The sequence below is a fragment of the Enterobacter sp. 4974935 genome, assembly GCF_058661735.1.
This window is the reverse complement of record NZ_JBZWGT010000003.1, coordinates 1,096,339-1,111,515: the sequence shown is the minus strand read 5'-3', so window position 1 is coordinate 1,111,515 and position 15,177 is coordinate 1,096,339. Positions and strand designations below refer to the sequence as shown.

Annotated in this window: 12 protein-coding genes; 7 read left to right on the top strand and 5 right to left on the bottom strand. The window is 56.6% G+C overall.

The features are described 5' to 3' along the window. Positions 1 to 245 precede the first annotated feature (245 nt). Both tal and tkt read left to right on the top strand, forming a co-directional pair. A complete protein-coding gene (gene tal, locus AC4OVS_RS06505; RefSeq protein WP_491922275.1) occupies positions 246 to 1,196 on the top strand; it encodes a transaldolase in 951 nt (316 codons plus the stop codon). 19 nt (positions 1,197 to 1,215) lie between these two features. Next, positions 1,216 to 3,204: a transketolase gene (gene tkt, locus AC4OVS_RS06500; RefSeq protein WP_022648960.1), complete on the top strand. Its 1,989-nt coding sequence runs from the start codon at positions 1,216 to 1,218 to the stop codon at positions 3,202 to 3,204. Positions 3,205 to 3,285: 81 nt separating this feature from the next. On the opposite strand, the gene AC4OVS_RS06495 is transcribed toward tkt, so the two are convergent. The 3 genes from AC4OVS_RS06495 to aegA form a co-directional block, all read right to left on the bottom strand. Next, positions 3,286 to 4,329 carry a DUF1176 domain-containing protein gene (locus AC4OVS_RS06495; protein WP_023300667.1) on the bottom strand — a complete coding sequence of 348 codons (1,044 nt, stop codon included), beginning with the start codon at positions 4,327 to 4,329 and terminating at the stop codon, positions 3,286 to 3,288. Between the two features lie 109 nt (positions 4,330 to 4,438). Further along, the gene (gene nudK / locus AC4OVS_RS06490; protein ID WP_048965538.1) at positions 4,439 to 5,029 is read right to left on the bottom strand and encodes a GDP-mannose pyrophosphatase NudK; all 591 of its coding nucleotides are present in this window, start codon (positions 5,027 to 5,029) and stop codon (positions 4,439 to 4,441) included. Between the two features lie 67 nt (positions 5,030 to 5,096). Further along, positions 5,097 to 7,073, bottom strand: coding sequence for a formate-dependent uric acid utilization protein AegA (gene aegA / locus AC4OVS_RS06485; protein ID WP_491922274.1), 1,977 nt, complete (start codon positions 7,071 to 7,073; stop codon positions 5,097 to 5,099). Between the two features lie 152 nt (positions 7,074 to 7,225). Here aegA and narQ point away from each other — a divergent pair, with 152 nt between their 5' ends. Further along, positions 7,226 to 8,920: a nitrate/nitrite two-component system sensor histidine kinase NarQ gene (gene narQ, locus AC4OVS_RS06480; RefSeq protein ID WP_491922273.1), complete on the top strand. Its 1,695-nt coding sequence runs from the start codon at positions 7,226 to 7,228 to the stop codon at positions 8,918 to 8,920. A 141-nt stretch (positions 8,921 to 9,061) separates the two neighbouring features. Further along, positions 9,062 to 12,175 carry a multidrug efflux RND transporter permease AcrD gene (gene acrD, locus AC4OVS_RS06475; RefSeq protein ID WP_491922272.1) on the top strand — a complete coding sequence of 1,038 codons (3,114 nt, stop codon included), beginning with the start codon at positions 9,062 to 9,064 and terminating at the stop codon, positions 12,173 to 12,175. Between the two features lie 111 nt (positions 12,176 to 12,286). Here the strand turns inward: acrD and ypfM are convergent, their stop codons facing one another. Further along, positions 12,287 to 12,346, bottom strand: coding sequence for a protein YpfM (gene ypfM / locus AC4OVS_RS06470; protein ID WP_100181659.1), 60 nt, complete (start codon positions 12,344 to 12,346; stop codon positions 12,287 to 12,289). A gap of 387 nt (positions 12,347 to 12,733) precedes the next feature. Here ypfM and AC4OVS_RS06465 point away from each other — a divergent pair, with 387 nt between their 5' ends. Genes AC4OVS_RS06465 through AC4OVS_RS06455 form a run of 3 tightly spaced genes read left to right on the top strand, consistent with a single transcriptional unit; the run spans position 12,734 to position 14,443 of the window. Beyond that, positions 12,734 to 13,090 carry an ArsC family reductase gene (locus AC4OVS_RS06465; RefSeq protein WP_491922271.1) on the top strand — a complete coding sequence of 119 codons (357 nt, stop codon included), beginning with the start codon at positions 12,734 to 12,736 and terminating at the stop codon, positions 13,088 to 13,090. Positions 13,091 to 13,093: 3 nt separating this feature from the next. Then, complete coding sequence (gene dapE, locus AC4OVS_RS06460; protein WP_017383496.1) at positions 13,094 to 14,221, top strand: succinyl-diaminopimelate desuccinylase; 1,128 nt, start codon at positions 13,094 to 13,096, stop codon at positions 14,219 to 14,221. A 24-nt stretch (positions 14,222 to 14,245) separates the two neighbouring features. Further along, entirely contained in the window at positions 14,246 to 14,443 is a 198-nt protein-coding gene (locus AC4OVS_RS06455; RefSeq protein ID WP_000383991.1) for a YpfN family protein, read from the top strand. Positions 14,444 to 14,481: 38 nt separating this feature from the next. Here the strand turns inward: AC4OVS_RS06455 and ypfH are convergent, their stop codons facing one another. Beyond that, entirely contained in the window at positions 14,482 to 15,177 is a 696-nt protein-coding gene (ypfH, locus tag AC4OVS_RS06450; protein WP_491922270.1) for an esterase, read from the bottom strand.

Genomic DNA, 15,177 nt, shown 5'->3' with positions numbered 1-15,177 from the left:
GACGTTCCTATGCACACCCTGGTGTGCCGCATAGTATCGCCGCAGGCAGGCTCCTAAACTTTGAAGGCTGCCAAACTCTCACCATTGCAGAATAAAAATTGTTATCAATTTATAACAGCCATGTTACCCGTCTCAGAAAGCAATGCCTCCCCCGTCTGCTATGCTTTTTTGTTAAGTCCATCATGATTTTCTCAGAAGTGTGAACTAACGCACTCGACTAACTCTTTTATTTCCAAGGAGTAATTATGAACCAGCTAGACGGCATCAAACAATTTACCACCGTGGTTGCAGACAGCGGCGACATCGAGTCGATTCGTCACTACCAGCCGGAAGACGCGACCACCAATCCCTCTCTGCTGCTCAAGGCGGCCGGTCTTGCGCACTTTAGTCATCTGATTGATGACGCCCTTGCCTACGGCAAACAGCGCGGGAAAACGCAGGAACAGCAGGTCGCCGAAGCCAGCGACAAGCTGGCGGTCAATATCGGTGCGGAAATTCTTAAAAGCATACCGGGGCGCGTCTCTACCGAAGTGGACGCCCGCCTCTCGTTCGACCAGGAAAAAAGCATTAACAAGGCCCGCCGCATAGTGGAACTCTACCAGGAGCAGGGGATCGATAAGTCACGCATTCTGATCAAGCTTGCGTCTACCTGGGAAGGCATCCGCGCGGCGGAAGTGCTGGAGAAAGAGGGGATCCACTGCAACCTGACGCTACTGTTCTCCTTCGCCCAGGCGCGTGCCTGCGCCGAAGCGGGCGTGTTCCTGATTTCACCGTTTGTTGGGCGTATCTACGACTGGTATCAGGCGAAACAGCCAATGGATCCGTACCTGGTGGAAGAAGATCCTGGCGTAAAATCGGTGCGTAATATCTACGATTATTACAAGCAGCATCGCTACGAGACCATCGTGATGGGGGCCAGCTTCCGCCGCACCGAGCAGATCCTGGCGCTCGCGGGCTGTGACCGTCTGACCATCTCTCCTGACCTGCTGAAAAAGCTTCAGGAGAGTGAAGAGACGGTGATCCGCAAGCTTGTGCCGACCTCTACCGTTCTGCCAAAACCAAAACCCATGACCGAAGCGGAATTCCGCTGGGAGCACAATCAGGACCCAATGGCCGTGGAAAAACTGGCGGACGGCATCCGTCAGTTCGCCGTCGACCAGCGCAAACTCGAAGATCTTCTCGCTGCCAAACTTTAACCTTGCCACGGAGTGAACTATGTCCCGTAAAGAGCTCGCCAACGCCATTCGCGCCCTCAGCATGGATGCCGTACAAAAAGCCAATTCCGGCCACCCTGGCGCCCCCATGGGTATGGCTGATATTGCCGAAGTGCTGTGGAACGACTTCCTCAAGCACAACCCGACCGATCCGACCTGGTACGATCGCGACCGTTTTATTCTCTCCAACGGTCACGCCTCGATGCTGCTCTACAGCCTGCTGCACCTCTCCGGCTACGACCTGCCGCTTGAGGAGTTAAAAAACTTCCGCCAACTGCACTCCAAAACGCCGGGCCACCCGGAGATCGGCTATACGCCGGGTGTTGAAACTACTACCGGCCCGCTGGGCCAGGGGCTGGCGAATGCCGTCGGCCTGGCGATTGCAGAGCGTACGCTGGCCGCGCAGTTCAACCAGCCCGACCACGAGATTGTCGATCACTACACCTATGTCTTTATGGGTGATGGCTGCCTGATGGAGGGGATCTCCCACGAGGTCTGCTCGCTGGCGGGCACCCTGGGGCTGGGCAAGCTGATTGGCTTCTACGATCACAACGGTATCTCCATTGACGGGGAAACCGAGGGCTGGTTTACCGACGACACGGCGAAACGCTTTGAAGCCTATCACTGGCACGTGGTTCACGAGATCGACGGTCACGATCCTGAGGCGGTGAAAAAAGCGATTCAGGAAGCGCAGAGCGTGAAGGACAAACCGTCCCTGATCGTCTGCCGCACCACCATCGGCTTCGGCTCGCCGAACAAAGCGGGTAAAGAAGAGGCGCACGGCGCGGCGCTGGGTGAAGAGGAAGTGGCGCTGACCCGCCAGAAACTGGGCTGGAAACACCCGGCCTTTGAGATCCCAAAAGAGATCTACAGGGCCTGGGATGCTCGCGAAACAGGTGAAAAAGCGCAGCAGGCCTGGAACGAGAAGTTTGCTGCCTACAAAAAAGCGTATCCGGAGCTGGCGGCCGAATTTAACCGCCGCATGAGCGGTGGCCTGCCGGAAGACTGGGAAGAGAAAACTCAGGCGCTGATTGAAAACCTGCAATCTAACCCCGCGAAAATTGCCACCCGTAAGGCGTCACAAAACACCCTGAACGCGATTGGCCCTGTCCTGCCCGAACTGCTGGGCGGCTCGGCGGATCTGGCGCCAAGTAACCTCACCATCTGGTCTGGCTCTAAATCCCTGAAGGAAGACATTGCCGGAAACTATATCCACTACGGCGTGCGCGAGTTCGGGATGACCGCCATTGCCAACGGTATCGCCCACCATGGCGGCTTCGTGCCGTACACCGCCACCTTCCTGATGTTTGTTGAATATGCCCGTAACGCGGCGCGTATGGCGGCCCTGATGAAGGCGCGGCAAATCATGGTGTATACCCACGACTCCATCGGACTGGGTGAAGATGGGCCGACGCACCAGGCGGTAGAGCAGCTGGCGAGCCTGCGCCTGACGCCAAACTTCAGTACCTGGCGTCCGTGCGATCAGGTTGAAGCGGCTGTGGGCTGGAAGCTGGCCGTAGAGCGCCATAACGGACCCACAGCGCTGATCCTGTCGCGCCAGAACCTGGCGCAGATCGAGCGCACGCCGGAGCAGGTGAAAAATATCGCCCGCGGCGGGTACATCCTGAAAGACAGCGGCGGTAAGCCGGACGTGATCCTGATTGCCACCGGTTCAGAGGTGGAAATCACGGTAAAAGCGGCCGAGAAACTGACCGCCGAGGGTCACGCGGTGCGCGTGGTTTCCCTGCCTTCAACGGATATCTTTGATGCCCAGGATGAGGCGTACCGCGAATCGGTGCTGCCTTCAAACGTCGCGGCGCGCGTGGCGGTTGAAGCTGGCATTGCCGACTACTGGTACAAATATGTGGGTCTGAAAGGGGCGATTGTCGGCATGAAGGGTTATGGTGAATCCGCCCCGGCCGATAAGCTGTTCCCGTACTTCGGCTTTACCGTTGAGAACGTGGTGGAGAAGGCGCTGAGCGTGCTGTAGTGCCGTCTTCGTGCCCGGTGGCGGCTACGCCTTACCGGGCCTACAAATCGCTAAAACGTAGGCCGGGTAAGCGACAGCGCCCTACCTTGTGATCCACAGCGTGGGCCAGGCATCTGGCCCATTCCAGTTATCGCAGCTTGGCTCTTCCGCGTAGCGCACCAGGCGGAAGCGCTGGCCGTTAAAACGCCAGCGGGTCTGGATCCCACAGTCGCCAATCCCGCGTCCCAGTGCCAGCGTAGTCAGCTCGCGCGTCTTTTCATCGAAGCTGGCATTCATCAGCTCCATGTCGCTACTCTGGCTGGAAGGGGTAAACGGCAGGCGCAATCTCACGCTTCTGGCAGCAAACGGTTTTTTACGCGACACCAGCCACGCCAGATCGACGGTGTTGTACGCCCCCGCCTCACAGCTGATGATCATCAGCGCTTTGTCATCGGTCAACGCGGTCACGCGCACTTCACGCCGGTTCGGATCGAGGGAGCACTGGCTGTGGTTCATGCGCCAGGTACCGTAATCCAGCAGATCGTTAAGTTCGTTATGCGTCAGCGGCGTTGGCGTGGGGTTCACCACTGCCACCTTTTTTAATGCCGGCGCAGGCGGCACGCTCAGCGGTGGACTATCTCCTTTTTTAATCCATGCCGTTTCACTTCCGACGCGTTTTTGCTGGGCATCAATAAACAGCAGCGCCGCTTTCAGACCGGCCAGAGAGATTGTCTGCTTCCCCCCGCGCAGGGTCAGCGCCTGCCCCTCCTGAATGGTTTTCAGAAACGTGGTGATGGTGCCCGTATCGTCTGTTTTAAGATGCCAGGGGGTTAACTGCCAGTGTTGCGACGTGAGCTGAAGCGGCACATTGTCGAGCAGCAGGCGCGGGGCAATGTCAGGCTCTTTCACCGGAGGCGTCGAAAGACCGCCGAGATCGATGCGCAGGCTAGCGTCTGTTTTTGCCCCCGCACTGCGGCTCAGCGTCATGACCAGACCGCGATGCTCGCCGGTGTTGCGCGCTACGCAGAAATTCTGGTTATTGCAGGTCACCTGCCAGTCTGAAAAAGACTGCTGCGCAGGCGCAGCCCACACCAAAGGCGCGGGAAGCACGCAAATGAAGAAGAGAAGAAAAACGCAGTAGCGCATGAACGGCACAGCCCCGGAAACGAATAGGTCAATCTGGGGCGTATCTTCGTGCCCTGGGCGGGCTGGCTCAATCGGATTTATCGGATAGATTTATCTGAAATACAACTTATCACGCTACCGCCGCAGCATTCATCAAACCGCTGGTTTGCAGATACTGCAACAGGATCACCGCTTTACCGTCGCGGATCTCGCCGCTTTTCACCATGTCGACAGCCTGAGCGAAAGGCATTTCCAGCACTTCAATGTCTTCATCGTCCACGCCACCGCCCCGGTGCGTGCGCTGGGCATCGGTGTACTCCGCAATGAAGAAGTGAACCAGCTCGGTAACCCCGCCAGGGGACATAAACAGCTCAAAGACTTTCTGCACCGCCCCCACCTCAAAACCCGTCTCTTCAATGGCTTCTTTGCGGATACACACTTCCGGCTCATCGTCGTCCAGCAGACCTGCACAGGTTTCAATCAGACGTCCGTCCGCGTTGCCATTGACCCATGTCGCGATGCGAAACTGGCGGATCAGCACCACGCTTTGCTTTTCACGGTTATACAGCAGAATGGTTGCACCATTGCCCCGGTCGTAGACTTCGCGTTTATGGCGAATGACATCCCCGCTCTTACGGGTGAGATCGTAAGTGATGTTACGCAGGACAAAGTAATTTTCAGAAAGGATTTTGTCTTTAATAACGGTAATGTTCAGGGACATACGGGCTCCACGGCAAAATGAGTCTGTTTATACTACGCCGTGATGCCCGCTTTGTCGCCCGTCTGCGTTAATGCATGTTGCGCGGCGGCACGCCAAGCCAGTCCATGATCCCCTGCGCGGCATGGCGCCCTTCCGCCATCGCGGTGACCACCAGATCCGCACCACGTACCGCATCACCGCCAGCAAAAATCTGCGGATTCGAGGTCTGGTAACGATAACGGCTCTCCACGGAGGCCCTGATGCGCCCCCAGTCGTCGGTTTCGACGCCCTGCGCCTGAAGCCACGGCATGGCGTGCGGATTAAACCCAAACGCCATGATCACCGCATCCGCTGGCATGACAAACTCACTGCCCGCCACCGGGACAGGACGACGCCGCCCCTGCGCATCCGGCTCGCCCAGACGGGTGCGCAGCATCCGGATACCGTTGACCTTCCCGTCGGTATCCAGCGTGAGCTCAACCGGCTGGACATTAAATTCAAACGCCGCGCCCTCTTCTTTCGCGTTTTTAACCTCTTTCTTTGAGCCCGGCATGTTGGCCTCGTCCCGCCGATAGGCGCAGGTTACTTTCGCCGCGCCATGTCGCAGCGCGGTGCGCACGCAGTCCATCGCCGTATCGCCCCCGCCCAGCACCACCACGTTTAACCCCTGCGTGTCGATAAACGGCTCGTCTGCGGTAGGGTCAAGACCCATCACGTTCCGCGTGTTTGCCACTAAAAACGGCAGCGCGTCGTACACGCCCGGCGCGTCTTCATGAGGGATACCTGCTTTCATGGAACGATAGGTCCCTACGCCGATGAACAGGGCATCGTAGTCGTTTTGCAGTTGGACCATCGACACGTCTTTTCCCACCTCGCAGTTCAGCTCGAAGCGGATACCCATCGCGCTGAATATCTCTCTGCGCCGCGCTAACAGGGATTTATCCAGCTTGAAGGCCGGAATACCAAAGGTCAGCAATCCGCCGATTTCTGGATGGCGATCGTAGACCGTCACACCGATGCCGCTGCGCACCAGTACGTCGGCACAGGCCAGCCCTGCCGGACCGGCACCAATGATGGCGACGCGCTTACCGACCGGTGTAACGTGGCTGACGTCCGGCGTCCAGCCCATCGCCAGCGCCCGATCCGAGATATATCGTTCGATATTACCGATGGTTACCGCCCCTGACGCATCCCGCAGGGTGCAGGCGCCTTCACATAATCGATCCTGTGGACAGACGCGGCCGGTAATTTCCGGTAAACAGTTAGTCTGGTGAGAAAGCTCAGCCGCACCGATGATATCCCCCGCCCTGATCCGCTCAATCCACTGCGGAATATGGTTATGCAGCGGGCAGGTCCACTCGCAAATGCTGTGGTCGCCACATTTCAGGCACCGGGATGCTTCGCGCTGCGCCTGTTCCGGGCGAAACGGCAAGTAGATCTCGTTAAAATGGCCGGCGCGCGCGTCGGGGCTGAGCTTATCCGGCTCACCGCGCGCCGGGGTATTTTGCATCTGTTGCCGTTTGGTTTGCGGAGGGACTGACTGAACCACCTCGCTGTGCCACGGCAGCGCGTCCAGCCTTGCGCTGCGCTGTCGGCGCTGTTTAACCAGCTTATCCAGCACGGCTGGGGTGGCGAGCGTAAGCACCTCTGCCGGGCAGTTTTCAACACAGGCCGGTCCTTGCGGCCTTTCCAGGCAGAGGTCGCATTTGTGCGCCGAGGCCTTTACGCTGTCGTTTTCAAGCGGGGTGATCAGCATGTCCATCGTGCCAAACGGGCAGGCCACCACGCAGGCTTTACAGCCAATGCATTTTTGTTGATTGACCTGTACGCTGTCGCTGTGTTGCGTGATGGCTCCGTTCGGGCAGCTTTGCGCGCAGGGCGCATTTTCACAGTGGTGGCAGGTCACTGGGCTTTTTCGCAAGCCAGAGGTAAGGACCGTAATGCGGGGATGAAAATGGCGCTCGCTCAGCGCGTGCTGCTCCCCGTTGTGCGCCATCACACAGGCAACTTCGCAGGCGCGACAACCGATACACTGTTGAGCGTTGGCCATAATAAAACGATTCATAACAACACCTGTTTTTGGTTCAATAACCTTATTCTTTATATTGTTATCGTATTTACCCACAGTGGCATGGCGACGCAATGTTCAAATGCCCAGGAAGGCGAACTATTTCCAGTGAACCTGTGGCAGATCAATTTAATTCAGGAAGCTGATGAGTGACCGTTAAACGCCCCGTATCGGGAAGCCTGGCTCGGGCTTTCTTTTCGATGATTGTCTTGTCCGTTCTGATCAGCGCCATTGCGCTGGTTACACTCGCCAGCAGCCAGCGCGACGCCGAGGCGATTAACATCGCCGGATCGCTGCGCATGCAGAGCTACCGCCTGGGCTACGAAATGCAGCGCGCCAGCCCGTCACTGGCAGAGCACCGCGCGGTCTGGCAGAAAACGCTGAGCGCGCCTGCGTTGCAGAAGCTAAACCGCTGGTATGTGCCAGAGGACGTCAAACAGCGTTACCAGCAGTTGCAGCTTGGCTGGCAGGAGATGGACGCGCGTATCGCCAGCGGCGATACCGGGTGGTATCAGAGCCACATAGAGGATTTTGTGGGCCGGATAGATGCCTTTGTGCTGGCGCTACAGCACTACACCGAACATAAGATACAGCTGGTGATTTTCATGTCGCTGACGGGCGGCCTGGGCATCCTGCTGCTGGCGGTGATGACCCTGCGGCGCATCCGCCGTCAGGTTGTGCTGCCGCTGAATAATCTGGTGGCAGCGAGCGAGCGTATCGAACAGGGGCAGTTCGATACCCCCGCGCCGGATATTATGCTTCCCAACGAGCTGGGCCAGCTTTCCCGCGCCTTCAACCATATGTCGGCGGAATTACACACCCTGTACCGTTCCCTGGAGCACTCCGTTGCCGAAAAAACCCGCCACCTGAATGAAGCGCATCAGCAGCTCGAAATGCTGTTCAAATGCTCACAGGCGTTGAATACCGGGCAGATAGACAGCCACTGCTTCCGGCATATTTTGCAAATTGTGCATGACTATACGCAGATGAATTACCTGCAATTGCGCACCAGTGACGACTGGCAGCTTTACGAAGGACAGGAGTCCCCGGGCGAGAAAATGCACATTTTACCGGTATTAATGCAGGACACCCTGTACGGCGAACTGCGCTGGCAAAGCGCGACCGGGGATGTTCCGCTGCCGCTCATGGAAAGCGTGGCGACGATGCTGGGCCGGGGACTCTATTTCAATCAGGCGCAGAAACATTATCAGCAGTTGCTGCTGATGGAAGAGCGCGCCACCATCGCGCGCGAGTTGCATGATTCGCTGGCGCAGGTGCTCTCCTATTTGCGTATTCAGCTTACGCTGCTGAAGCATGCCGTGCCGGGCGACAATGCCCCGGCGCAGACCATCATTACGGACTTCTCCCGCGAGCTGAATAACGCCTGGCATCAGCTACGCGAGCTGCTCACCACCTTCCGCCTGACGCTCAACCACGCCAATCTTCCTGCCGCGCTACAGGAGTCTCTCGACGGTTTGCAAAGCCAGACCAGCGCGAAGCTGGTGCTTGACTGCCGTCTCTCATCGCTTGCGCTGGACGCGCAAAAACAGGTGCACCTCTTACAGATTGTGCGTGAGGCAGTGCTGAATGCGATTAAACATGCCGACGCCAGCGAGATTGTGGTCAGCTGCGTCACCACCGCGGACGGTACTCACACGGTCACGATCCGCGACAACGGTATTGGTATCGGCGACGCCAGTGAACCGCCGGGGCATTACGGGCTGAATATCATGCGCGAACGCGCGGGACGGCTCGGCGGAACATTACACTTTTCTCAGCCGCCACAGGGCGGTACACAGGTCAGCGTGACGTTCCGGACACCTGCGGCGCAGGCTGAAAAATAGCGGGAAAGAAGGCGCGCTGAAAAAAGCGCATGATAATTTACATTATCTCCTTTATTTCTCCACGTTTGACCTGGGCCTTACCGCTAAAGTTAGGCGGGCAATAAACAATAATGACGTGCAGCAAAACGAGGTCACATTTTAATGGCGAATTTTTTCATCGATCGCCCCATTTTTGCCTGGGTGCTAGCAATCCTGTTGTGTCTGACGGGTGTCCTGGCGATTACTTCCCTTCCTGTTGAGCAATACCCCGACCTCGCCCCCCCTAACGTGCGTATCACGGCGAACTACCCTGGCGCCTCGGCACAGACGCTGGAAAATACCGTCACGCAGGTTATCGAGCAGAACATGACGGGTCTTGATAACCTGATGTACATGTCCTCGCAGAGCAGCGCCACGGGCCAGGCGACGGTAACCCTGAGCTTTACGGCGGGCACGGATCCGGACGAAGCGGTGCAGCAGGTGCAAAACCAGCTGCAATCGGCCCTGCGTAAACTGCCTCAGGCGGTGCAGAACCAGGGGGTGACCGTGCGTAAGACCGGTGACACCAATATTTTGACCATCGCGTTTGTTTCAACCGATGGCTCGATGGATAAGCAGGACATCGCGGACTACGTCGCCAGTAATATTCAGGACCCGCTCAGCCGTATCAACGGCGTGGGTGATATCGACGCCTACGGCTCGCAGTATTCCATGCGTATCTGGCTGGATCCCAACAAGCTGAACAGCGTGCAGATGACCGCCAAAGATGTCACCGACGCTATCGAATCGCAGAACGCTCAGATTGCCGTGGGGCAGCTCGGTGGTACGCCGTCCGTGGATAACCAGGCGCTTAACGCCACCATCAACTCCCAGTCGCTGCTCCAGACGCCTGAACAGTTCCGCAATATCACTCTGCGCGTGAATCAGGACGGTTCGGAAGTGCGTCTGGGGGAGGTCGCCACCGTGGAAATGGGGGCGGAAAAATATGACTACCTGAGCCGCTTTAACGGCAATGCTGCGTCCGGCCTGGGGGTGAAACTGGCCTCCGGCGCTAACGAAATGGCGACCGCGCAGCGGGTGTTAGAGCGTCTGGATGAGCTGTCGCATTACTTCCCGCACGGACTGGAGTACAAAGTCGCCTACGAAACCACCTCATTCGTAAAAGCCTCCATCGAAGATGTGGTGAAAACCCTGCTCGAAGCTATCGCGCTGGTGTTCCTCGTGATGTACCTGTTCCTGCAAAACTTCCGCGCCACGCTGATCCCCACCATTGCGGTGCCGGTGGTGTTGCTGGGAACCTTTGCGGTGCTGTATGCCTTCGGTTACAGCATCAACACCCTGACCATGTTTGCCATGGTGCTGGCCATCGGCCTGCTGGTCGATGATGCCATCGTGGTGGTGGAAAACGTCGAGCGCATCATGAGCGAGGAAGGGCTTTCGCCCCGCGAGGCCACGCGCAAATCGATGGGACAAATTCAGGGTGCGCTGGTCGGTATCGCCATGGTGCTGTCGGCGGTATTTATCCCGATGGCGTTTTTTGGCGGCACTACGGGCGCGATTTATCGCCAGTTCTCGATCACCATCGTCTCTGCGATGGTGCTCTCCGTACTGGTGGCGATGATCCTTACCCCTGCTCTGTGCTCGACGCTGCTCAAACCGCTGCATAAGGGCGAACACCACGGTCAAAAAGGCTTCTTCGGCTGGTTTAACCGCATGTTTAACCGAAATGCGGCGCGCTATGAAGCGGGCGTGGGTAAAGTACTGCACCGCAGCGTGCGCTGGATGGTGGTTTATGTCCTGCTGCTCGGCGGCATGGTCTTCCTGTTCCTGCGGCTGCCAACCTCGTTCCTGCCGCTGGAAGATCGCGGCATGTTTATCACCTCCGTACAGTTACCCAGCGGCTCGACCCAGCAGCAGACCCTGAAAGTGGTGCAGAAGGTTGAGAACTACTTCCATACTCAGGAGAAAGATAACGTGGTCTCCGTCTTCTCCACCGTCGGCTCTGGCCCTGGCGGTAACGGGCAGAACGTGGCGCGTATGTTTGTGCGCCTGAAAGACTGGGACCAGCGCGACAGCGATACCGGCTCCTCCTTTGCCATCATTGAACGTGCAACCAAAGCGTTCAACAAAATCAAGGAAGCGCGCGTTTTCGCCAGCAGCCCGCCCGCCATCAGCGGCCTGGGCAGCTCAGCCGGATTTGATATGGAGCTTCAGGATCACGCGGGTGCCGGGCATGACGCGTTGATGGCAGCTCGCGATAAACTGCTCGAGCTGGCCGGGAAAGATCCGCAGCTTACCCGCGTTCGTCATAACGGTCTGGATGACAGCCCTCAGCTACAGGTGGATATCGACCAGCGTAAAGCGCAGGCGCTGGGCGTCTCCATCGACGACATTAACGACACCCTGCAAACGGCATGGGGCTCAAGCTACGTGAATGACTTTATGGATCGCGGTCGCGTGAAAAAGGTCTACGTTCAGTCTGCTGCCAAATACCGCATGCTGCCGGACGATATCAACCGCTGGTATGTGCGCAATAACACCGGCGGCATGGTGCCGTTCTCGGCGTTTGCGACGTCACGCTGGGAGACCGGTTCGCCGCGTCTGGAGCGTTACAACGGCTATTCGGCGCTGGAGATTGTCGGTGAAGCCGCGCCTGGCGTCAGTACCGGTACCGCAATGGACATTATGGAAAAACTGGTTCAGCAGTTACCGACCGGCTTTGGCCTGGAGTGGACGGCGATGTCCTACCAGGAACGGCTTTCCGGCGCGCAGGCGCCTGCCCTGTATGCCCTTTCGCTGCTGGTGGTGTTCCTCTGCCTGGCGGCGCTGTATGAAAGCTGGTCAGTGCCGTTCTCGGTAATGCTGGTGGTGCCTCTCGGGGTCATCGGCGCGCTGCTGGCAACCTGGATGCGTGGCCTGGAAAACGATGTCTATTTCCAGGTCGGACTCCTCACCGTAATCGGATTGTCGGCGAAAAACGCCATTCTGATCGTCGAATTTGCCAATGAGATGAATGCCAAAGGTCACGAACTGATGGCCGCCACGCTGCACGCCTGTCGTCAGCGCCTGCGCCCGATCCTGATGACTTCTCTGGCGTTTGTATTTGGCGTCCTGCCGATGGCCACCAGCTCCGGCGCAGGCTCCAGCAGCCAGCACGCGGTGGGAACGGGCGTTATGGGGGGAATGATTTCCGCGACGATTCTGGCTATCTATTTCGTACCGCTGTTCTTTGTGCTGATACGCCGTCGTTTCCCGCTGAAGGATAAGCCGGAATAACCCGTTGAAATAAAAAAAAGGCGGCTTTACAGGCCGCCTTTTTATTGTGTGATTCTTTCACACTATGGTTATTTTAGTTAATTAAGTGCTCTTGCATTTCTTACCGAAAATTCATTTACGAAGCATGCCTTCGATAAAATCTTTCCAGTTCCCCAGTTCATGTTCAATCATAACAACCTCTCTTATTATTATGTGCATTCTACGAAAACGTATCATCATTGTGAAGCCACTTTAACCGATTGCTGTGATTGAGCCCCGCTGTGCTGGTAGATTTAGGATAACTATGAGCGTTGCCGGGTAAATTTTATGTGACCTACAGCAATATTTTGAAATAGTCAGAAAAATGACAGCATTTTTAATTTCCCCCTGAGTTTATTGGCAATTTATACAGAGTGGACAACTATGCTTAAAAGATGGAAGACTATTCAGCGTACAGCTGTTCGTTGAATTATGGAGAATTGTAAATCACGAAAAATTCCGAATATGTTATATTCCACTTAAGGATATATCTTCGAAAATATTGAACATTTAACCCACACAAGAACAAAAGGATTCACTATGGTTGTGATGTACGGCATTAAGAATTGCGATACGATTAAAAAAGCCCGCCGCTGGCTGGAAGCACACAACATCGACTATCGCTTCCATGATTACCGTGCCGACGGGCTTGACCCCGCGTTTCTCCATTCCGCCATCAACGAACTGGGCTGGGAAGCGCTGCTGAACACCCGCGGGACCACCTGGCGAAAACTGGATGAATCTCTCCGGGCCACGATCAACAACGCCGACAGCGCAGCCAAACTGATGCTTGAAATGCCGACAATCATCAAACGCCCATTGCTCTGCAAGCCAGGTCAGCCTATGCTGCTGGGTTTCAGTGAAACCCTTTATTCAGATTTATTCGTTGAGGTGTAGTCTATGTCATGCCCGGTCATTGAGCTGACTCAGCAGCTTATTCGCCGTCCTTCCCTTAGCCCGGACGACGCAGGTTGTCAGGCATTAATGATTGAGCGCCTGCGTGCTATCGGTTTTACCGTCGAGCACATGGATTTTGGCGATACGCAGAACTTCTGGGCATGGCGCGGTCAGGGGGAGACGCTGGCGTTTGCCGGACATACCGACGTAGTTCCCGCAGGCGACGCAGACCGCTGGATCAACCCGCCTTTTGAGCCAACCATCCGCGACGGCATGCTTTTCGGACGCGGCGCTGCGGATATGAAAGGTTCCCTGGCTGCGATGGTCGTGGCGGCAGAGCGTTTCGTCGCCCAGCATCCGAACCATAAAAACCGTCTTGCGTTTTTGATTACCTCCGATGAAGAAGCCAGCGCCCACAACGGCACCGTGAAGGTCGTTGAGGCGCTGATGGCGCGCAATGAACGTCTGGACTACTGTCTGGTGGGCGAACCGTCCAGTACCGAAGTGGTGGGCGATGTGGTGAAAAATGGCCGCCGTGGATCCCTGACCTGCAATTTGACCATTCATGGCGTGCAGGGCCACGTTGCCTATCCGCACCTGGCGGATAACCCGGTACACCGCGCCGCGCCGATGCTGAACGAACTGGTGGGCATTGAATGGGATAAAGGCAACGAATTTTTCCCGCCAACCAGCATGCAAATAGCCAACATCAAGGCCGGCACCGGCAGCAACAACGTCATTCCCGGCGATCTCTTTGTCCAGTTTAACTTCCGCTTCAGCACCGAACTGACCGACGAGATGATAAAAGCGCGCGTGATTGCGCTGCTAGAGAAATACCAGCTGCGCTATACCCTCGACTGGTGGCTGTCTGGCCAGCCGTTCCTGACGCAGCGCGGTAAACTGGTGGATGCGGTAGTGAACGCCATTGCGCACTATAATGAAATTAAGCCACAGCTGCTGACAACGGGCGGCACATCTGACGGACGCTTTATTGCCCGCATGGGCGCACAGGTTGTCGAACTGGGTCCGGTTAACGCGACGATTCACAAAATCAATGAATGCGTGAACGCTGCCGATTTACAACTGCTGGCCCGCATGTATCAACGTATTATGGAGCAGCTCGTCGCCTGACGGGTGCTTAAAGAGGATTAGCGAATGGACTGGCTTTCAAAGTACTGGTGGATTCTGGTGTTGGTGTTTCTGGTAGGCGTGCTGCTTAACGTGATTAAAGATCTCAAGCGCGTTGACCACAAAAAGTTCCTTGCCAACAAACCGGATCTTCCGCCGCACCGTGATTTTAACGACAAGTGGGACGATGAAGACGACTGGCCGAAGAAGGACCAGAAGAAGTAATCGCTCTGTTTTCCCTCTCCCTAAGGAGAGGGGAAACCTCACATAAACTCGACGATATCATCGTCATTCGGCTTACCGCCGCTGAGCGCTTCATCAAAGTAGTGCTTAGGTACGGTATAACGCAGATGATTGAGCGCGAACTGCATGCTGCGATCGTCAATGGCATGCCCCAGATCGTCCACGATATCCAGCGTCACATCCCCGCCCTCGCGCATCAGCGTATCCTGGGCAGCTACCGCATGCGAAAGCTCAATTACCCGGTCTTCACCCCCATGAATGAGATGGATCGTAGTCTGCGTGGTCGCGCTTTGCGGTAACGTCGCAAAACGCCCATTGAAGGCAATCACGCGGGACACCAGTCCGGGCTGCGCTTTTACGCTTTCCAGCGACATGATTGAGCCCTGAGAGAAGCCAATCAGCGCTGTTGCATTGGCACCTACGCCGCTCTGCTGCTGCCAGTAACGCACGATATCGATAAAGGCTGGCATAACGGCATCAATACGTGCCTGACGATTTTCCTCCGTCACGCCCTCGACGGAAAACCACTGCCGCCCGTCCGGACCGCAGGGCTCCACGCCGCCGATACTGACGATCAGCGCGTGTGGGAAAACGGGTGCAAACCAGCTGCCAATCTGTCCCATATTGACGGCATTGTCGCCCACGCCATGAAACAGAAGCAGTAGCTGTTTAGCAGGTGTATCCGGGCTTTGCACAACAAAATGGTCATGTTTCAT